This is a genomic window from Sinorhizobium saheli (assembly GCF_001651875.1).
Taxonomy (GTDB): Bacteria; Pseudomonadota; Alphaproteobacteria; order Rhizobiales; family Rhizobiaceae; genus Sinorhizobium; species Sinorhizobium saheli.
The window spans coordinates 284,463-303,935 of record NZ_LNQB01000083.1 but is presented as its reverse complement, the minus strand read 5'-3'; the positions used below and the strand labels follow the sequence as shown (position 1 = coordinate 303,935).

General features: G+C 61.8%; 17 protein-coding genes. 13 read left to right on the top strand and 4 right to left on the bottom strand.

The genetic code is table 11. From position 1 onward, the window contains the following. The first annotated feature begins 62 nt into the window (after nt 1-62). From ATB98_RS21140 to ATB98_RS21130, 3 genes are all read left to right on the top strand, one after another. Nucleotides 63-455, top strand: coding sequence for a hypothetical protein (locus ATB98_RS21140; protein WP_066877075.1), 393 nt, complete (start codon nt 63-65; stop codon nt 453-455). Nucleotides 456-515: 60 nt separating this feature from the next. Further along, nucleotides 516-2,129 carry a tyrosinase family protein gene (locus tag ATB98_RS21135; protein WP_066877073.1) on the top strand — a complete coding sequence of 538 codons (1,614 nt, stop codon included), beginning with the start codon at nt 516-518 and terminating at the stop codon, nt 2,127-2,129. 83 nt (nt 2,130-2,212) lie between these two features. Beyond that, nucleotides 2,213-2,545, top strand: a complete 333-nt coding sequence (locus ATB98_RS21130; RefSeq protein ID WP_066877071.1) for a hypothetical protein — start codon at nt 2,213-2,215, stop codon at nt 2,543-2,545. A 67-nt stretch (nt 2,546-2,612) separates the two neighbouring features. Here the strand turns inward: ATB98_RS21130 and ATB98_RS21125 are convergent, their stop codons facing one another. Further along, a complete protein-coding gene (locus ATB98_RS21125) occupies nt 2,613-3,077 on the bottom strand; it encodes an Lrp/AsnC family transcriptional regulator (protein ID WP_066877069.1) in 465 nt (154 codons plus the stop codon). A 523-nt stretch (nt 3,078-3,600) separates the two neighbouring features. On the opposite strand from ATB98_RS21125, the gene ATB98_RS21120 reads away from it, so the two are divergent. The 7 genes from ATB98_RS21120 (at nt 3,601) to ATB98_RS21090 (ending at nt 12,288) form a co-directional block, all read left to right on the top strand. Further along, nucleotides 3,601-4,380 carry an ABC transporter ATP-binding protein gene (locus ATB98_RS21120; protein ID WP_066877067.1) on the top strand — a complete coding sequence of 260 codons (780 nt, stop codon included), beginning with the start codon at nt 3,601-3,603 and terminating at the stop codon, nt 4,378-4,380. Between the two features lie 33 nt (nt 4,381-4,413). Next, on the top strand, nt 4,414-5,184 hold the full coding sequence (locus tag ATB98_RS21115; RefSeq protein ID WP_066877065.1) for a transporter substrate-binding domain-containing protein: 771 nt from the start codon (nt 4,414-4,416) through the stop codon (nt 5,182-5,184). Nucleotides 5,185-5,278: 94 nt separating this feature from the next. Continuing rightward, nucleotides 5,279-6,001, top strand: a complete 723-nt coding sequence (locus ATB98_RS21110; protein WP_066877062.1) for an ABC transporter permease — start codon at nt 5,279-5,281, stop codon at nt 5,999-6,001. Nucleotides 6,002-6,012: 11 nt separating this feature from the next. Then, on the top strand, nt 6,013-6,702 hold the full coding sequence (locus ATB98_RS21105) for an ABC transporter permease (protein WP_066877060.1): 690 nt from the start codon (nt 6,013-6,015) through the stop codon (nt 6,700-6,702). 175 nt (nt 6,703-6,877) lie between these two features. Beyond that, the gene (locus tag ATB98_RS21100) at nt 6,878-8,143 is read left to right on the top strand and encodes a trans-sulfuration enzyme family protein (RefSeq protein WP_066877058.1); all 1,266 of its coding nucleotides are present in this window, start codon (nt 6,878-6,880) and stop codon (nt 8,141-8,143) included. Between the two features lie 113 nt (nt 8,144-8,256). Next, entirely contained in the window at nt 8,257-9,195 is a 939-nt protein-coding gene (locus ATB98_RS21095; protein ID WP_066877056.1) for a homocysteine S-methyltransferase family protein, read from the top strand. 759 nt (nt 9,196-9,954) lie between these two features. Then, a complete protein-coding gene (locus ATB98_RS21090) occupies nt 9,955-12,288 on the top strand; it encodes a glycosyltransferase (protein WP_234781969.1) in 2,334 nt (777 codons plus the stop codon). On the opposite strand, the gene ATB98_RS21085 is transcribed toward ATB98_RS21090, so the two are convergent. Both ATB98_RS21085 and ATB98_RS21080 read right to left on the bottom strand, forming a co-directional pair. Continuing rightward, on the bottom strand, nt 12,239-12,592 hold the full coding sequence (locus ATB98_RS21085) for a hypothetical protein (protein ID WP_234781968.1): 354 nt from the start codon (nt 12,590-12,592) through the stop codon (nt 12,239-12,241). The two genes, ATB98_RS21090 and ATB98_RS21085, sit on opposite strands and share 50 nt — an antisense overlap. Nucleotides 12,593-12,795: 203 nt before the next feature. Beyond that, complete coding sequence (locus ATB98_RS21080; RefSeq protein WP_066877048.1) at nt 12,796-14,934, bottom strand: caspase family protein; 2,139 nt, start codon at nt 14,932-14,934, stop codon at nt 12,796-12,798. 328 nt (nt 14,935-15,262) lie between these two features. Between ATB98_RS21080 and ATB98_RS21075 the strand changes: the two genes are divergently transcribed. The 3 genes from ATB98_RS21075 to ATB98_RS21065 are packed head-to-tail and all read left to right on the top strand — an operon-like array spanning nt 15,263 to nt 18,354. Beyond that, a complete protein-coding gene (locus ATB98_RS21075) occupies nt 15,263-17,569 on the top strand; it encodes a type VI secretion system Vgr family protein (protein WP_066877046.1) in 2,307 nt (768 codons plus the stop codon). Nucleotides 17,570-17,581: 12 nt separating this feature from the next. After that, nucleotides 17,582-18,007 carry a DUF6484 domain-containing protein gene (locus ATB98_RS21070; RefSeq protein WP_066877044.1) on the top strand — a complete coding sequence of 142 codons (426 nt, stop codon included), beginning with the start codon at nt 17,582-17,584 and terminating at the stop codon, nt 18,005-18,007. Then, the gene (locus tag ATB98_RS21065; RefSeq protein WP_066877042.1) at nt 18,007-18,354 is read left to right on the top strand and encodes a hypothetical protein; all 348 of its coding nucleotides are present in this window, start codon (nt 18,007-18,009) and stop codon (nt 18,352-18,354) included. Before ATB98_RS21070 ends, ATB98_RS21065 begins: the two co-directional genes overlap by 1 nt. Before the next feature lie 12 nt (nt 18,355-18,366). On the opposite strand, the gene ATB98_RS21060 is transcribed toward ATB98_RS21065, so the two are convergent. Further along, nucleotides 18,367-19,422 (bottom strand): hypothetical protein, encoded by a 1,056-nt coding sequence (locus tag ATB98_RS21060; protein ID WP_234781967.1) that lies wholly within the window; start codon nt 19,420-19,422, stop codon nt 18,367-18,369. Nucleotides 19,423-19,473 lie beyond the last annotated feature (51 nt).

The window sequence follows — 19,473 nt, the reverse complement described above, 5'->3', positions numbered from 1 at the left end:
TTAAATCGAGGTCGATTCAAGGAGACATGCAGCAGGCAAGCTGACCGCTTTGGGAGGATATTATGAGCTTCGTCGGCACCTGGAGTTATCGCAGCCTGATCAACAATCCCGACCTGTCGGCCGATTTCAGCAGCCTGGAATTCGGGCAGGGAACGCTGGTGCTGACCGAGGTGGCGCCCGGCAGAATTGGCGGAACCATCGGCGGGCCCGGCTGGTCGTTGGAGCTGACCGGCGCAGCACGGATGGGCGATCCGGTCGAACTCAAATTCATCGGAAAGGGCGAGGTGGCTGGAGAGCCCTGGGCCTACAGTTATCGCGGCTACCTCGTGCCGAACTGGCCGAACGGCGTCGACCAGCGAGATGCGATCGTCGGCAGCATCGTCCGCGACGTCGCCCATTCGCACGGGACTGCTACGGCCGGCTACGTCGCCTCCTGGTATGCCGTTCGGCAGTGATGCTCCACACCGCCTAAAGCTGAGACATTCGGACCAACACCTGTTCAGGGGATAATCTCGATGACACGCACGCGATTTCTGACGGTTTCACGCCGCTCTTTCGTCAAAGGCACAGCGGCTGTCGCCGGTACAGCCCTTTTCGCGCCGAGCATTCTGCGGGCGGCGACCAAGCATAGGCGCAAGAACATGACCAGCGCCGGCGGGCAGAAGGACCTGCAAACCTACATGGATGCCGTCACCGCGATGATGAAGCTTCCGCCTTCGGACCCGCGCAACTGGTACCGCAATGCCTTCATCCACCTGATGGATTGCCCCCATGGCGACTGGTGGTTCACGAGCTGGCACCGCGGCTATCTTGGCTATTTCGAGGAGACCTGCCGCGAACTGAGCGGCAATCCGGATTTCGCCCTGCCATATTGGGATTGGACGGCCAATCCCGAGGTGCTGCCGCCGCTGTTCGGCACGATTCTCGATCCCGTCAACAGCCCGGCCTATATTGCGGACCACAACCGCTTCCAGGAGATCATGCAGGAGCCGATCAAGGCCTATTGGGACAGTCTCAGCCCTGCCCAATTGCAGCAGCAGACGCTGCGCAGCTACCCGGATTTCGATGCGCTGTGGAGCGACGCGATGGCGAGCTTCGCCGATCGGCCGAACGCCCGCTTCCTGACGGCGGAGAATCCGAAACTCAATCCCGCCACCCAACGCGCCGTCGACATCGACACCATCAAGGCGTCGCTGGCGCCGACGACATTCGCCGATGACGTGGGCGGCGCTCCGCGTCTCGCTTTCAACAGTCCGGTATCGTCCAGCCACCAGGTGGCACCGGTCGGCTTCTCTATTCTCGAAGGCCAGCCGCATAACCGCGTGCATATGAGCGTCGGCGGCCAGAGCGCTCCCTATGGGCTGATGTCACAGAACCTGTCGCCGATCGACCCGATCTTCTTTCTGCATCATTGCAACATCGACCGGCTGTGGGATGTCTGGACCCGCAAGCAGCAGGCGATGGGCCTGCCCATCGGGCCAACGGCTGACCAGCAGGCGCAGTACGATCCGGAACCCTATCTCTTCTATGTCAAGGCTGACGGCAGCCCGGTCACCGACAAGACCAGGGCCGCCGATTACCTCGCAGTCGGCGCCTTTGACTATGATTACGAGCCTGGCAGCGGCGAAGAGGTCATCCCGGTTGCAACCGCCGTCCGCTCGGCCCCCATTCCGGCATTGGAAGCCGCCGTGCCTACCTCCGCGGCCGTGGCCATAAACGAACCGGCGACTGCCAAGCTCACCGTTTCGCAGGAGCTCGTGGATGCCGCCGCCAAGCCTTCGGAACAATCGCGCCAATTCGCGAAAGTGAGCATCAAGCCGCCGATGGACGTTGGCGGACTGAATTTCCTCGTTTTCATTTTCCCCGAGGGAACGACGCCTGATCTCAACCCGGACGGACCGGATTTCGCCGGCAGTTTCGAGTTCTTCGGTGTCCGTCATCATCATACCGACACGGTCAGCTTCACCATACCGATCGACCAGGCGCTCGACAGGCTGATCGACGATGGTAGGCTGAAAGCGGGCGAACCGATCGACTTCGCCGTTGTGGTCGCGGAAGCGGGCAAGCGGGTCGAAGGCAGCACGCCGGCCAAGGCACAGCTGACCGACATTGAGGTGGGGTCGTTCTGAGCCGCTCGAGGCAGAGGGCCCAGGGTTTCTGGCATGCCTCCAAAGGATAGCGGCAGCGCGCCTGCTGCGGGATTTGAGCGGAGATGGCCGATCAAGGACGCAAGATTGTGATCACCCTGCCGCGGGCGCCGCGGCCGAACGAAACCGTGGGGCTCAATATCGTCACCGGCCCGTTGCCGCTCGGCGCGGAAATCCGCTTTCGAACCGCCGCCGGCCATCTCATCGGTTCTGCCGTCCCCTTCGGCAGGACCGATCCTGACAAGCAACTCATGTTCCAGCTATCGCTTTCCGGCCGCGAGATCGACGGTTCCCGGCTGGAAATCCTTGCGGACATGCTCGACGCCGGGAGTTCCCTGCCGCGGGCGCCAACCGAACAGGAACTGGTCTCGGTGACGGCGTGGATCGTGCAAAACTGAGGCTGCCTATTTGACAGCCGCAATCGACCCGGATGGGCGGCGCGAACGCATGTGAGCGCATCCCGCCCTAAGCAATCGGGACGAACATGCCGAGCTTGACGTCCTTCAGCACGACATTGGTGTGAATGCGCTTTATCTGCGGGTTCTCGGACATCAGGTTGGCCGTGATCTCGTCATACTGCCCGACGTCGCGCGCCGTGATGATGGCAATCAGATCGACCGACCCGGTGACGTAGTAAACCTGTTGGATGTGCTCCTGCCTGGCCAGCCAGATCCGGAACTTGGAAAGCGCATCGTAATTCTCCCGTTCGATCTCCATGCCGGCGATGAACGTCATGGGGTTGCCCGCCACCTTGCGGTCGACGAGCGCGATCTCGGCCGTGATGATGCCGGAATCGCGCATCCGCTTGAGGCGCCGCTGCACGGCGGAGGCCGAAAGACCGACAAGGTCGCCGATCGCCTCGGCCTTCATCTGGCAGTCGACCTGGATGATGTTCAGAATCTTGCGGTCGAATTGGTCAATCGGCTCCATCGTACAATCCCTCTCGGTCGCTTCCGCGCATGTTATGCACATATGGCGCGGCAAAGCTGCAGAATCCGCCGATCTGTGCGTTTATTCTCGCCCGTAGGCATTTCTTACGTGGATTTTGCGCGCTCGTCGCACTTGCGTGGCGGGAGCGCCAGTCCGCACAGCCTGCGATTGCTGCCCTGGGGCGCTGCTGCTAGAGCGGGATGCGCTCACATGCGTTCGCGCCAGCGCTCTATCTGTTTGTTTCTGCCGCATTTGTGCGACGTCAGGTGATTCCACCTGACTGCAAAATGCTCTAATGCAGTCATCGTCGCAGCTCGGGACTCGAAGGCGTGCGCTTGTGCCTGCGAGGCGTGACCCGTCCGCCCGTCCGCTGCACTACTCGGGTCTCGGGCGCAGAAAATCGGCGCAGAACGTACTTCCGTGCGGCAAAAAACTTCATTAGAGGCGAACTGTGCGGCCGAACGGCGCAGCCGGGCGATAAACTCCGCCAGTACAAGCCACGCCAAAGTGGGGAACGAAGGGAATGACGAACGATATCTCCCATGCGTTGCGCGTGGACGACGTACACAAGAGCTACGGTACCCATGAGGTACTGAAGGGCGTCTCCCTCGCCGCGAAAAAGGGCGATGTCATTTCGCTGATCGGTTCCTCTGGCTCGGGCAAGAGCACCTTTCTGCGCTGCATCAATTTCCTGGAAATTCCCGATCGGGGCCGCTTCGTCGTCAACGGCGAGGAAGTGCTGATGAAGACGGGGGCGGACGGCCGCGCCCATCCGGCCAGTTGGCGGCAGGTGGAGCGCATCCGCACCGGCCTCGGCATGGTCTTCCAGAGCTTCAATCTCTGGGCACACATGACCGTCCTGGAAAACGTTATCGAAGCGCCGGTCCATGTCCTCGGCATGAGTCGCAAGGAGGCGACCGAAAAGGCGGAGGCGCTGTTGCAGAAGGTCGGCCTTTACGACAAGCGCAATGTCTATCCGGCCTTCATGTCCGGCGGCCAGCAGCAGCGCGCCTCGATTGCACGGGCGCTCTGCGTCGATCCCGCCGTCATGCTGTTCGACGAGCCGACGTCGGCGCTCGATCCGGAACTCGTCGGCGAAGTGCTCAAGGTCATCCGCGATCTTGCCGAAGAGGGTCGGACGATGCTGCTCGTCACGCACGAGATGAAGTTCGCCCGCAACGTTTCCAGCCACGTGATGTTCCTGCACCAGGGCCGGGTGGAGGAGGAGGGCAGGCCGGAGCAGATCTTCGGCGCGCCCATCAGCGCCCGTTGCCGCGAATTCACCAGTTCGTCGCGCCACTGAACGCGCCAATCGAAAAAGGAAAGGGGACCTGACATGAAAACTGCGATCTATCTTGCCGCCGGAGCCGCGCTCCTGCTCTCTGCCGCCAATGCGGGCGCCGAGGTGCGCTTCGGCATCATGAACGAAGCCTACCCGCCGTTCTTCACCAAGGACGCGACCGGCAAATGGGTCGGCTGGGAAATCGAGTTGATGGATGCCATCTGCGCCGAGATGAAGGAGACCTGCTCCATCGTCGACATGTCCTGGGATGGCCTCATCCCCGGCCTGCAGTCGAAGAAGTTCGACGTTATCTGGTCCTCCATGTCCATCACCGACGAGCGCATGAAGACGATCGCCTTCACCGACAAGTACTACAACACGCCGAGCAAGCTGATCGGTGCGCAGGATGGCACGACCGGCACCACCGCCGACGACGTCGCCGGCAAGACGATCGCCATCCAGGTCTCGACGATCCAGACGGACTATTACAAGAAGCATTATGCGAGCGCGGCGTCTGAAAAGACCTATGCCACGCTGGACGAAGCGTTCCAGGATCTCGCCGCCGGGCGCGTCGACTATGTCTTCGGCGATTCCATCCCGCTGATGACCTTCCTCCAGTCCGATTTCGGCAAGGGCTGCTGCGAGGACAAGGGCAACGTCAAGGACGATCCGGCGGTTCTCGGCCAAGGCATCGGCGGCGGCCTGCGCAAGGAGGACACCGAGCTTCTGGCCAAGCTGAACGCCGCCATCGCAGCGGTCCGGGCCAGCGGGAAATACGCCGAAATCTCCAATAAATACTTCGACTTCGACCCTTACGGCGAATGATCGCGACGGGCGGGACGACGGAACGGCGGCCCGCCCGTCTCTTTGCACCTGGATCGAGGTCGATCCAAGGAGACATGCGGGGAGGAGCCGCTTCATGCCGACGAGCCCATCCATCCTGGAACTGCTCTCGCCCTATCCGCCGGGGTGGGGCGGCGTGCTCATTTCGGGCGCGGCCTCGACCATCCTGATCTCGCTCGGCGCCTATCTGCTCGGCATGTTGATCGGGCTCGCCGGTGCGGCGGGCAAGCTCAAGGGCAGCCGGCCCGTCGTCGCTCTCCTCGACTTCTACACGACGGCGGTGCGCGCCATTCCGGAACTGATCCTGATCATCGGCCTCTATTATGCCGGCACGGACGGCATCAACCGACTGTTGTCCGCGCTCGGCTTTCCGCCGATCGAGATCAACGGCTTTCTCGCGGCCGTCGTGGTGCTCGGTGTCGTCCAGGGCGCCTATGCGACGGAAGTGCTGCGCGGTGCGATCCTCGCCATTCCCGTCGGCCAGATCGAGGCCGCCAGCGCCTTCGGCATGCGTCCCTTGCTGCGCTTCCGGCGTATCGTGCTGCCGGCATTGATGCCGAACGCGCTGCCCGGCATGGCCAACCTGTGGATGTCGGTCACCAAGGACAGCGCGCTGATCGCCGTCGTCGGCTACCAGGAACTGGCGCTCGCCACCCGGCTCGCCGCCGGCAACACCAAGCATTACTTCCTGTTCTTCTTCGCCGCCGCCGTGATCTACCTGGTGATCACGCTCGTCTCGAACATGGTGTTCGGCAGCCTCGAAACCTATTTCCGGCGCGGACAGCCGAAGGCCGCTTGAGGGGACGGACGATGGATTTCTCGTGGGTCTTCACCTATTGGCCGCTGATCGTCGCAGGCGCGATACAGACCGTACTGCTCTTGGTCATTTCGGTCGGCTTCGGCTTCATCCTGGCAATCGGACTTGCGCTCGCGCTGGTGTGCGGCCCTTTCTGGCTGCGGTGGTGCGCCAAGGTCTACTGCACCTCTTTGCGCGGCACGCCGCTGCTCATCCAGTTATGGCTGCTCTATTACGGCGTCGGGTCCTTCCTCCCGATGATCCCGGGCCTGCGCGCAAGCGTCCTGTGGCCGGTCCTGCGCGAGGGTTTCTTCTTCGCGGCGGTAAGCTTTACCCTCAACTATGCCGCCTACGAGGCCGAGGTGCTGCGCGGCGCGCTGCTCGCCGTGCCGAAGGGCGAACTGGAGGCCGGACGCGCCTTCGGCATGAGCCCCGCTACGCTTCTGCGCCGCATCTGGCTGCCACGGGCGATCCGCATTGCCCTGCCGACGATCGGCGGCGAAGTGGTGCTGCAGCTCAAGGCGACGCCGCTCGCCTTCACCGTCACGGTGATGGATCTTTATGCTGTCGCCTACAAGGTCCGGCAGGACACGCTGCTCGTCTATGAGCCGCTGATCGTCGTCACCCTCTTCTATGTCTGCCTCACCCTCATCATCACGCGCGCCTTCCGCCGCGTCGAGATGCAGGTGCCGATACGGCGCTGACGCCCGCGTGCGGGTGGAGGCAGAGACCGATCAGGTCGGCCGCCTATCTGATCCGCTCATTTGAAGCGCAAATCGCTTGTCCCGCGCCGCGGTTCCGCGGCGGACAGGGAGATTGCGCGGCTGAAAACGACGCCATGTCCCTAGAATTCCGGGATCGACATCGCAGGAGGACCCGATGACCGCAACGAAACTCTCAGACCTCCCTGATCACGGTTACGACCGGCGCAGGAGTGTGCCTGCCGCCGGGTTCAGCCGTGACACGCTGGCGCTGAGTGGCGGATTGGTCATCGACCCCGCGACGAAGGCGATCGCACCGAACGTCTCCATGTCCGTCAACAACGTGCTGGTTCCGGGCGACGGCGCCTTTTCCGCCGATGGTGTCGACGACCTGACGGCACTGCCTTTTCTTTATGCGCGCTGGACCAACCCGACGGTGCGGCAGCTCGAGCAGCGGCTTGCCGCACTCGAAGGCGCGGACGACGCGGTCGCGACGGCGACGGGCGTCGCGGCGATCGGCGCCACCTTCCTCACCTTCCTCAAGAAGGGCGATCACCTGATCCTGAGCGATGTCTGCTATGCCGGCGCCAACGAACTCGCCCGGCGCATCCTCCCGGACTACGGCATCGAGGTGACGGCGGTGAACATGTCCCGCCCGGAGGAGGTGGCGGCCGCCTTCCGGCCGAACACGAAGCTTGTTCATTGCGAAAGTCCGTGCAATCCGATCCTGCGTCTCACGGATATTGCGGCGATCGCCGGGCTTGCGCGCAACCACGGTGCGCTGATGTCGGTCGATTCGACGCTGGCCACGCCCGTGGCCACGCAGCCGCTGTCGCTCGGTGCGGACCTCGTCATCCATTCACTCACGAAATTCATCAACGGCCACGGCGATGCGCTGGGCGGGGTTGTCTGCGGGCGCAAGGAACTGGTGGAGAAAATCCGCTCGCGCGCGGGCGTCTATCTCGGCGCATCGATGCCGGCGATGAATGCCTGGCTCATCATGCGCGGCATCGACACGCTCTTTCCGCGCATCCGGACGATCTCGGAATCGGCTGCGCAGCTCGCGACCTTCCTGCAAAGCCATCCCTGCGTGACGAGCGTGACCTATCCCGGCCTTGCCTCCCACCCCCAGCATGATCTCGCGAAGCGGCAGATGGACGTGTTCGGCGGCATGCTGACCTTCCAGGTGAAGGAACCGGGCAAGATGGCCCTGCAGCTCGCGAGGCGCCTCGAGCTCGCCCACTACGCCTTCTCGCTCGGCCATCAGCGTTCGATCGTCGTGCTGCTCGACACCCGGGAGATGATGACCTCGACCTATCAGCTCGCCGGCGACCAGCTCGAGGACTACCGCCGCTTTGCCGGCGACGGCGTGTTCCGCCTTTCGGTCGGCCTGGAAGCGACGGGCGACCTGATCGGCGATCTCGACCAGGCCCTTTCGGGCTGAACGGCGGGCAGGGCGGAAGACATGGCGCAAATGCGTCGAGACGAAGAAGCTCAATCTGTCGCGCAAATAGAGGGCGTCAGGCGATAGCGCTGACTGAAACGAAAGGGCAGTCCATGAACCCCATCAGAATCCTCGACGGCGGCATGAGCCGCGAACTTGTCCGGCTCGGCGCAGAACTCAGGCAGCCGGAATGGTCGGCGCTTGCGCTGATGGAGAGCCCGCAGATCGTCAGGCGGGTGCATGAAGAATTCATCACGGCAGGGGCGGACGTCGTCACCACGAACAGCTATGCGCTGGTGCCGTTCCACATCGGCGAGGAGCGCTTTCGCACCGACGGACGCAGGCTGATCGCCCTTGCCGGTCGCCTGGCACGCGAAGCCGCCGACGCGGCGACAGACCGCAAGGTGCTCGTCGCCGGATCGTTGCCGCCGGTCTTCGGCTCCTATGAGCCGCAACTGTTCAAACCGGATCTGGTGCAGGATTACCTCAGCGTCCTGGTCGAGGAACTCGCCCCTTTCGTCGATCTATGGGTCGGGGAGACGCTGAGCCTCGTGGCCGAGGCCGAGGCGGTGCAGAATGCGGTGGCTGGAAGCGGCAAACCGTTCTGGATTTCCTTCACGCTCGAGGACGCCCCGGATGCGGAGATGCGGCCCGCGTCGCTGCGTTCCGGCGAAAGCGTTGCAGATGCCGCGCGCTGGATCGCCGGATCGGAAGCATCGGCGCTGCTCTTCAACTGCAGCCGGCCGGAGGTGATGCGGCGCGCCCTCGAGGCGGCCAGCGCCGCCTTTGCGAAGGAAGGGCGCCGCATCGAGATCGGTGTCTATGCCAATGCCTTCGCGGCCGAAGAAGATGGCGCGGCCAATGAGACCCTGCACACGATCCGCGACGACCTGTCGGCCGACCGTTATTCCCACTTCGCTTGCGAGTGGGCTCAAAGCGGGGCGACGATCATCGGCGGATGCTGCGGCGTTGGTGCGTCGCACATCCTGCGTCTCGCCACCCGGCTAAAGGGCGCGAAAGAGAGTCACGCCTGCACGGTTCAAAGCGTATAACCCCCGGGATTCAATTCCGCTCGTGGACATTCGGCGGCGCGGCCCGAGGCGCCGCTCCGGCGGCTTTCCTGAGAGAGGGGAAAGTTGGAGCGCGCCGCCTGCAACGTCATCCCTTGGCACGTTGTCGCCGCTGATCCCGGCGAGCTGCGCGCCCGGTATATTTTGGTGTATTCTTTTTATGGTCGCCATTCGAATTGCGGCGCTTGACATCCGGAGCGGGATAACCTTGCCAGCACCGGTGGTGATCCGGGTTCAACTGCGCTATGCTCAGCCGGGATAAAGACGTCTGTCGCGGCATTACTTATGGGTTGGCGCTTGTTTTGCGAAGGCATTTTCTATACTGTTAGACTTCAAGTTTTAGCACCTGTGCTTTACTATTGTCGGTAGGAGACGTTCTCGTATGTTGAAACGTGTTTCCGTCCTCCTCTCGGTCTTTCTGACGGCCTGCGTGCCGTCCTGGCGGCCTTCGACACCACCGCTACCCGAAAGCACCAACTGTCAAAACACGCCTCCCACTGCCGCCGAATCTGCGGCCTGGCGTAGTGCCCAAAGGCTGAATACGCGCGAGTCCTACAGAGCGTTCCTCGGCAGGTATCCGCGCAGTTGCTACGCAGCTTCGGCCGTGAGCCGGTTGAAGACGACGGTCCAAAAGAAACCTGTCGCCGTACGCAAATTGCCGGTTCAATATCGGCGGACTTTGTCCGGACAAACGGCCTATTAGCATTCGGCGATCGGTGCCCTTCACCGGATTGCTTCAATATGAGCGATGCCGAGCGGCAACAGGGAGCGCATGGTTGCCTCAGGAGTTCAAATCATCCTTCGGATTGGCTGATGCACTTTGACATTGTCCATGCGGCCGATCCACGATTTCAGGGCGGCACGTCGAGCGCACTGAGAGCCGAACTGAAGGCGGCGCGACGTTGGGAGTTGAACTGCGGTCTGCTGCCGTTTCTTGGACCTCAACGATCGCCGGTAGGCGCCTTCGACAGCCGTACGGCAGCGGCAATCGAGCAATCAAACATCGATTGGCTGGCCGGATCAGAACAGGCGACCTGCGACATTCTTCTGGCGCACCATCCTGCCGTCTTCGAGCGGATGCCGCAGTCGCCGGTGCGGTTGAGACCCCGTCGTGTCGTATGCGTGGTTCATCATCCTCTGTTCAACGGTCAACACGTTCAGCAATACGATCCCGCTGTGATCGAGCGTGTTCTGGATCGCCTTTTTGGCGCGCCAGTCGTGTTTGCTCCCGTCGGTCCAAAGGTCAGATCTCAGTATGAGGGCCTTGGCCCTCACGGGCCCAAGCTTCTTCGGCACGATCTGTGGAACATGGTCGACCTCGCCGAATGGACGCAACACCGGAGAAAGGCGCCAGCAGGCGCAATCACCCTGGGGCGTCACACGAGAGCCGACGCGATGAAATGGCCGGATAGCGCAGGCGACCTCCGCGCGGCCTATCCCGAGAGGGCGGATTTCAATATCAAAGTCTTGGGCGGTGTTCCCGACGCAGTCCAGCAGTGGATCGGTTCGAACTGGGAAATCCGTGCCTTTGGGGCAAGCAACGTGCCCGACTTTCTCAGTCGCCTGGACTTTTACGTCTATTTCCACAGCAGGCATTGGGTGGAGGCGTTCGGGCTGTGCGCCGCGGAAGCAATGGCCAGCGGTCTGGTGACGGTGCTCGATCCCTCATTCAAGGATCTCTTCGAAGAGGGTGCGGCCTACTGCGATATTGCTGAAACGGCGGACGTCATCGAACGCTTCATGGCCTCGCCTCACGCTTATGTCGAGCAATCGAATGCCGCGAGAGAACTTGTTCGGAGGAAATTTGCGATCGATCGATATCCGGAGCGCATGGGGCGCCTCTATGATGATCTGGAGTTGCCCGCGCCTTCGGCCTTCAAAAACAGCCGGACGACAGTCACTGGTTTTTCGAATGGGAGCGACGCCGACGACAGGGCGGTCCGATCACCGGCGAGGCGTCTGGGCCAAAGGCGACGGATACTTTTCGTTGCAACGAACGGCATAGGACTGGGACACATCACGCGCCTGATGGCCATCGCCGAGCGTATGTCCGAAGACGTCGACCCTATTTTCTTCACGAGATCAGCAGGAGCCGCCCTGGTTTTTGCGCGCGGTCACGCCGTGGACTATATTCCTTGCGGCCTGGCCTTGGGCGTTACCGACCAAAGCTGGAACAAGGCGTATGCGCAAGAGCTGCTGAGCGCGGTGGAGGCTTTCGATGTTTCGGCGGTGGTGTTTGATGGGAACAAGCCGTTTCCGGGACTGATCGCCGTTGCCCAAAGCCGGCCTGATATTGCCTGGGTTTGGGTACGCCGTGCCTTGTGGCGTGTCGATCATGCGTTCAATCCGGACGCCCAAGGCGCATTCGACATGGTGATAGAGCCGGGCGAATTTGCTCATGACGAGGACCACGGGCCGACACGCGAACTGCCCGGCGCGGTTGCCGTCTCGCCCTTGCTCCTCCTGGAGCCGGGCTCGGGCTTGCCCCGGAGCGAAGCCGCGGCCAAGCTGGGCGTCGATCCAAACCGCTTCACTGTGGCGGTACAATTGGGCTCGCAGCGCAACTTCGACTTTGCAGCCCTGCCCGAACTCATTTTCGCCGGGTTGGAAAGGCGGGGCGTGCAGACGGTGCAGATCCTCAATCCGCTTGCCAGGCCCCGCAGGGAGGATAGGTGGAGGGTTCAAAGCAGGAGCCTTTACCCACTCGCGGAGTGTTTCTCGGCGATCGATCTGCTGGTGACCAATGCCGGATATAACAGCTTCCACGAAAGCATCTTTGGGGGAGTGCCCTCGATTTTCGTGCCCAATGAGGCCCCGGAAATGGACGACCAGCACCTTCGCGCTGTCTATGCCCAGTCGGCGGGTTTGGGCCTGTGCTTGCGACACTCCGAACTGAACAGGGTGGAGGCGAGCCTCGACCTGGCGCTGTCTGAACCCTTCCAGGCCGAGGTTCGCCGGCGATCAAAGAGGTTAGGATTCGTCAATGGCGCCGTCGATGCCGCGAAGGCGATCGAGCAGCTCGTCTTCAGTATTCGGGCTGACCGTCCTTTGCATGCCTCGATTGCTCGCACGTAAGCTGCTGCGTGATCTCGGCGCCGACCTGTTCTGCAAGAAATTCATCGATCCTCAGCGACAGCGCGATTTCATGGGATATGTCCCATTTTGTCATGATCAGCGACCAGCGCTGGCGAACATACCTGCCGTAGCTTTCCTCCGGGAGCGACGGCAGGTGCCGGCGCGTCGGGATGAATTCCAGTGGAGCGGAACGTGCCGCCATCAGATCCAGGCGCAGCTCGGACAGGACGACCACCGGCAATTCGGCATTGGCCCGACAAGCCTGCACCGCCGTGTCAAGAACCTCGGCAAGATTGGCGGGCATCGTGCCGAGGACCGAGATCAGGCTTCTTGGTTTTGCCTGGAGGGTCGCGTCGTCGAAGACATAATTCAGGCTCGTCTCTTCGGCGGTCCCATCGATGAGGCTCGTGTTTGGTTTAGGCCGGACTAGCGAAAAGTACCATCGCGCTCCGTCGACAATCCCGCGCACTGTCACCCCCTCGGTGTACCTGCTGATTAATCTCAATCTCAGAGGCCGTTTTGCTGAACAAACAACTCGACCTCTCCCTCGACCGCTGTTCGCGCGGCGGCATCAAGTTTCTCGCCAACTGAGGTCATTGTCTGTTCCGCTTTTTCGACCTTGAAACGGGTCGCCAGCAATGCGTTGAAATAGGCCCGTCGCAGGTCCGGCTTTCCACGGGCGAAGGAACCCTGCGCGTAGCCTTTCGCAAGTTCAAGATAGGCGTCTTCAAAGCCGCGGCGCGCGGACAATTCGAACAGAGAAAGCGCGCGACTGCTATCGCGGGACACCTTGCCATCGCCCTTCAGGAGCAGGCGAGCAGCGTAGAACGGTGCATACTGGTTGCCCATCTCCGTTGCGCGGAGCATCAGATCAAGACCCCGTTTGACGTCCTTCGGCACGCCCTGGCCGCTGACATAGGCACGACCGAGATTATTGATCGCATCGATTTGCCCGGCATCGGCCGCGGCGGCATAAAGCTTTGCCGCTTCGACATCATCCCGCTTCACACCTGTGCCGCGGCGGAAGCTGTCCCCCAATGCATTGATTGCATTCGACCACCCGCTTGATGCTGCAAGTTTGTACCAGAGAATCCCTTCCTCGGGGATTTTCGGCACGCCCTGGCCGCGAATGTAGGCTGATCCGATGTTCGTCCTTGCTCTGAGATTTCCAAGAGACGCCGCCTTCATGTACAGATCGAAGGCGCGCTTGTAATCGACCTCGCGGCCCATCCCGACGCGCGCCATATATCCGAGATTGACAAGTGCGGCGCTGTATTCTTGCTCGCCGGAGAGTTCGTAAAAGTGTTCGGCCCAGTCATAGCGCCGGGCAATTTCCAGAACCCGGCCGAACTGGTACTGCAGGCGCGGATTTGTGGAATCTGCAGCAAGCGCGAAGCCACAGGCGCGCAGCCCATCGCGGACATTGACGAGCCCGTTCGTGACACCGGGTACAACGCGTTGCGGGTCGTTCGGATCGGCCGCGTAGAGGTCGCAATCCGTCACCAGCATTTTCATTCCGCTTTGGGTCGCCGGCATTTCGCGCGGCCAGATACGAAAAGTCTCGCTTACGGCGCGCTCGCCCGCTTGCTGAAATACAAACTCCTTATCGGCCGCTGCAGTCTCCGCGCTCAACGGCGCCTCGGTGGAAATCGGCGTGGCAGCGAGAGCGCCGGTGACAAAGAGCCCACGCTCATGCAGGGCAGCAATCTGGAGTTTGCTGCGGTCAAGTGCTTCCGCCGCAAGCTCGCTCTTGGGAAACGCCTTGACGAAGCGTTCGAAATCTTTCGGGTCGGAACTGTCCTGAATGAAGTGCCAGAGCACCCGATCGAGTGTCAGCTCCCCATTTTCGCCCGAGCTCCCCGCTGGCGATTTGCCGTCTCCCGGGCGAAAGACGAACCTGGTCTCGATCGAGCCGGTGATCCAGGGTATCTGAGATCCGTTCGTGGCGAGGCGGACGTCTCCGCGCACTGTCCTGAATGTGTCGTAGACGTCGAGCCCCGGCTGCTGCAGCGCATTCGCGAGCGCCGACGAATAGGGGCTGTTCACGCCCGTGCCGTCATATGCAACTTCGCCGGCGCCTGTAGCGAAGGCGATGAGAACCTGGCCTGCGCCGGCCTCTATATTCGCCAGGCCTTCCTCCAGTCCTTTCTGGGCGGTGAGCGGATTGTTGCGGCAGGCGTCGAGGATGATCAGTTTGACGCCGACCGGATCGTCCTTGACGATGTCGATGAGGGAATTGAGCGCAATGGCGTCATCGATAACCTCCTTGGCCGATCCAGTTCTCACGTCGACGGGTAGCAGCAGGTTCCGCCCTTCATGCTGCAAGGCGTGTCCCGCATAGTAGAAAATCGCCATGTCGGCACCGATGAGATGCGTACGGATGGCACTTTGGAGGTCGTCGACTGCTGCTTTCCTGATGTCGTAGAAGAGCAGGACATCGAACCCAAGCTCCGTCAGCGTCGCAGCAATCAGCTTGGAATCGTTTTTGGGGTTTGGAAGGGGCGCAAACTCGTATTCGCCGTTCCCAACGACGATCGCTGCTCGCCGTTCCGCATAGGCCGTCGATGAGAACGCGGCAACGAAAAGTGCCACCAGCGGGATCAGGAAAATCCATTTCAGCCGAAAGGAAGAAATATCCTGTGCCATTGGCCGGTCAGCCTGATTGCTGCTTCGTTGGATTGATTAGCGAGAATATTTGCATGGCCATAGTAATGCAGATTTTCGAATTTCGCAGCCGGGAAAAGAGGGGGCGTTTCCAATGTGCCTGGTTGCTCCCGCCGCATTTCCGGGTGGATGTCGAAGGTAAATGAATTCGTAGCCCGACCTCAGTACTGGCAGCGGAAATTCGAGCTCGATACTTCAGCCGGGGAGTATAGAGCCATGCAACGACATGCGACTTTCGAGGCGGCTGGTGTTTATGATAGGTTGATCATCGAAGACTGCCGGCGTCACGAGGACAGGGGGCACTCTCCGCATGGCCGAAGACCGCAAGACAATCGTCCGGACGCCACTAGACCCTGCGGCGCTGACCTTCACCCATCTCATCGGCCATGACGAAATCAGCCGCTGCTTTGCCTTCACCGTTGGATTTGTCAGCCCCGATGAGAACGTCGACCCGTTGAAACTTCTCGGAAAACCGGTTTCGGTCGAGGGCGAGTCCGGGGATCCGAAGCGGTGGTTCAGTGGGCTGGTGACGGATTTTCGCCTGGTCCGGATACAGGAAGGCTTCGCCTACTACGAAGCCGAGGTACGGCCGTGGCTTTGGCTGCTGGGGAATACAACCGATTGTCGAATCTTCCAGAACATGAGCGTTCCGGAAATCGCCGAGGAGATCTTCTCGAAATACAAGCCTGCCAAGTTCGAGAAGCGGCTGCAGGGGTCCTACGAGGCGCGGGAATACTGCGTTCAGTATGACGAAACCGACCTGGACTTCGTGCAACGACTGCTCGAGCATGAAGGCATCATGTATTTCTTCGAATATGGCGACGGCGAACACACCCTTGTCCTTGCCGATGCCATGAACAAGCTGAAGCCTGCGTCCGGCTATGCGACGGTCAAGTTCCGCGCGGAAGGCGAGCCGATGCGGCGGGACCAGGAATATATCACCGAGTGGGTGGCAACAGCCTCCGTCCACCCGGGCACCTATGCCCACACGGACTACGATTTCACAAAGCCCGCCGCCGATCTGATGGCGCAATCGGCGCAGCCCTTCAGTCACTCGGAATCGCAAGGCGAGTACTACCGTCATCCCGGCGCGCACCTAACCGTCGGTCGGGGCGATGCCGTCGCCGTCGTAAGGCGCGAGGAAATTCAGGCTGCGCACAAGCGGATCGCAGCCGCCGGCACCGTGCGCGGGCTCGCTTCGGGGTGCACGTTCAAACTGGAAGACTTCCCTCGCAAGGACCAGAACGCCGAATATCTCGTGCTTCGCGCCGACTACCGCCTCTTTGACCCAGGCTACCGCCCCGCCGCCTATGCGGAAGAGGAGACCTTCCGCGCCAGCCTGAAGGTCGCGCCGACGTCGCTGACTTACCGGCCGCCGCGCATCACGCCTCGGCCGATCATGCGTGGCCCGCAGACAGCCACCGTCGTCGGTCCGAAGGGTGAGGAAATCTTCACCGACAAATATGCTCGGGTGAAGGTGCAGTTCCACTGGGATCGCCTCGGCAAGAAAGACCAGAACAGTTCCTGCTTCGTGCGCGTCTCCCAGACCTGGGCGGGCGCGGGCTGGGGCTTCATCCAGATCCCACGCATTGGCCAGGAGGTGATCATCGACTTCCTCGAGGGAGACCCCGACCGGCCGATCATCACCGGCAGGGTCTATAACGGCAAGGAGATGCCTCCCTACGAGCTGCCGGGAAACGCCACGCAATCCGGACTGAAAACGAATTCCTCACCCGGCGGCGGGGGCTGGAACGAGCTGCGCTTTGAGGACAAGGCGGGAGCGGAGGAAGTCTACTTCCAGGCCCAGAAGGACCACAACCTCCTGATCAAGAACGACCGCAGCAAGCTCGTCCAGCACGACCAGTCGGACCGCATCGACAACAATGCCAAGCATTCCGTTGGCGTGAACCTCGACGAGGATGTCGGCAACGACAAGACGACGAAGGTCGGCGTCGACCGCACGGTCGATATCGGCTCCAACGATACCGAGACGGTCGGGCTCAACCGCTCGCTCACCGTGGGAGTCGATGAGACGATCAGCATCGGCTCGAATTCCACCGAGACGATCGGCTCCAACCACACCCAGACCGTCGGCATCGTCCAGACCGTGACCGTGGGCGCGTCCCGCGTCGACACGGTCGGGGCGGCGGAAACCAGATCGGTCGGGGCGGCACAGATGAACACCATCGGCGCGACGCGGTCGGTGAGTGTGGGCAGCAGCCAAAGCCATGACATCGGAACCTCCGACAGCTGGGAAATCGGCAGTGACCAGAGTGTTCAGATCGGCGGCGGGCAGACGAGCGAGATCGGCAAGGGCCGTAGCGCCAAGATCGGCAATGACGATGCGACCGAGATCGGGGGTGCGAGATCGGTAAAGGTTGCCAAGAGCAGCCTGGTCGAAATCGGCCAGGATGGTGGTGTGAACGTCGGGAAGAAGCTGGTGATCGAAGCAGGCGAAGCAATTACCATCAAGACCGGCTCGGCGATGATCGTGATGAAGAAGGACGGCACGATCACGATCGAAGGCAAGGATGTTTCGGTCAACGCCAAGGGAAAATTTGTCGGCAAGGCCTCGGGCGAGGTCACCTGGAAGGGCAGCAAGATCAATCAGAACTAGAGGGGCAATCAGATGTCCGACACTCGGGAACGTATTGAGGGCGTTGTGATCGGGATTTTGCTCGGCTTCGAGGCGGGCGCGGCGCTGGTGGTCTTTCCCGGCAATCCCCGCGAAACCGCGATGCCTGCGCGCAGCCTTGCCGACCTGACGTCGGTGACGATCGGAGCCGAGGTCGCGCTGCTCTTCGAAGGCGGCGACCCGACACGGCCGCTCGTCGTAGGCCGGATCGTCGAGCCGGCGCGCAAGGCTTCGACACCGAATATCGTCCGGGACGGCGAGCGCGTGCGCATCACCGGCGAGGAGCGCATTGAGCTTCGTTGCGGCAAGGCGACGATCATCATGGAAAAGGATGGTCATATCACCATCCGCGGCACCTATGTGACCAGCCACGCCAGCGCCGCAAACCGCATTCGTGGCGGATCGGTGAACCTCAACTGATGCCCGCTGCACCCGTTCTTCGCGAAATTGTCCGGCAGCATGCCGAAATGGCCGCATTCCTATGGACCGTTTACGACTGGCATCTGCTGCATCCGGACGAGAACCCGGACATGGACGAGGAGCGGCTCGACCGGCTGATCGAGCGATTGGAGGCGCATCTCGACGGTCTGCGCGTGGCGGGGGAGGCCGGGCTGGAAATCGCCAGCGAGCGCTACGCCGAATACCCGGAGGCTGGCGAGTTGTTCGTGATCCGGATGCTCAAGGCTGCGCAGCCTATTCCGATCAGGCAACTGGACCTGGAGAAAGTCAGGGAATATCTCAGGGTGAACGGGGCTTTGCCGCGCTGAGGGCAGCGGGTGCTACTCGCTGGCGAGGCGCCACATGTCGTCCGGGATCGGGATGCGCTCCCATTGATCCTCCTTGAATACAGCGACGCCGCCATAGTCGAAGAGGATGATATCGCGTCCGACTACGTCCATCCGGTTCGGGGTCGTAAGATCGGCGGGCAGCTCTATCGACCGCCTGTAGGCGAATGCCGTGTCGAAGACATGAATTCCCGCCTCACCCAGGATGGCGATTTCGCCCTGCCAGGGGCTGATGGTGTAGAAATCGTCGGTCAGGCCGATGGAGGAGAGGTCCTCCGTTGCGGCGACACCGCCCGCGCGCACGATGATCCCGTGGTCACCCACGGCAACGATGTCACCGCCGGGCATGACGATACAGTCGTTCAGACCGCCGCGTGCGTCCGTCGGAGCCTCGGTCCAGCCACCATCGCGAAGGTACAGCGCCGTTGACGGCGGCACGCGGATCGTCCGGAACCGTTGTTGGAGCGCATCGGCGCCCTCGGCATCGCCGCTCCTGCGCGCGCGGTCGATCTGTGCCTGTTGCTCCGGCGTAGGATCGTTGTACTGGACCCGCTTCTGGCCGCAAAGCGCCAGAGGACCGCTGCCAGGGCGGATTGCCATTCCGAAGAAGGCGCAATCCTCAACCCCCGGCATGTCGGAAGCGCACAAGCGCACCCAGTCGTCCTCGTGCCGGCGCTCATAAAGCTGCGAACCATAACCGCAGGCATAGAGACGGCCATTGTCGCTTGCGATCCGCGACATGGCGCCATAGCCTTCGGCGTCGTCGCTGAGCACGCCGGCGCCCGCGATCTTTTCGACCGGGATGTCGCCGATCAGGAAATATACGTCTCCCTCGTTGCTCATCGGAACGAAGACCGGCTTGCCGTCGCCGGGGTCGACGATCGAGGTGATCGACTTGATCGTACGCGGCAGTTCCGCATAACCCCACAAGATCTCGTGGCCCTCGTTGTACATGAGGACGATGCTCTGAGGGTCTTCGTCCCTGAGCTCGCCAATCGAGATCGCGAACTGTTGTCGCGACACGGCATGCCCCGCCCATATCCTGATCATCAGCTTCGCTGCCTCCTCGTTTTAAGATGCTCTGGAGCGGGACGCACTCAC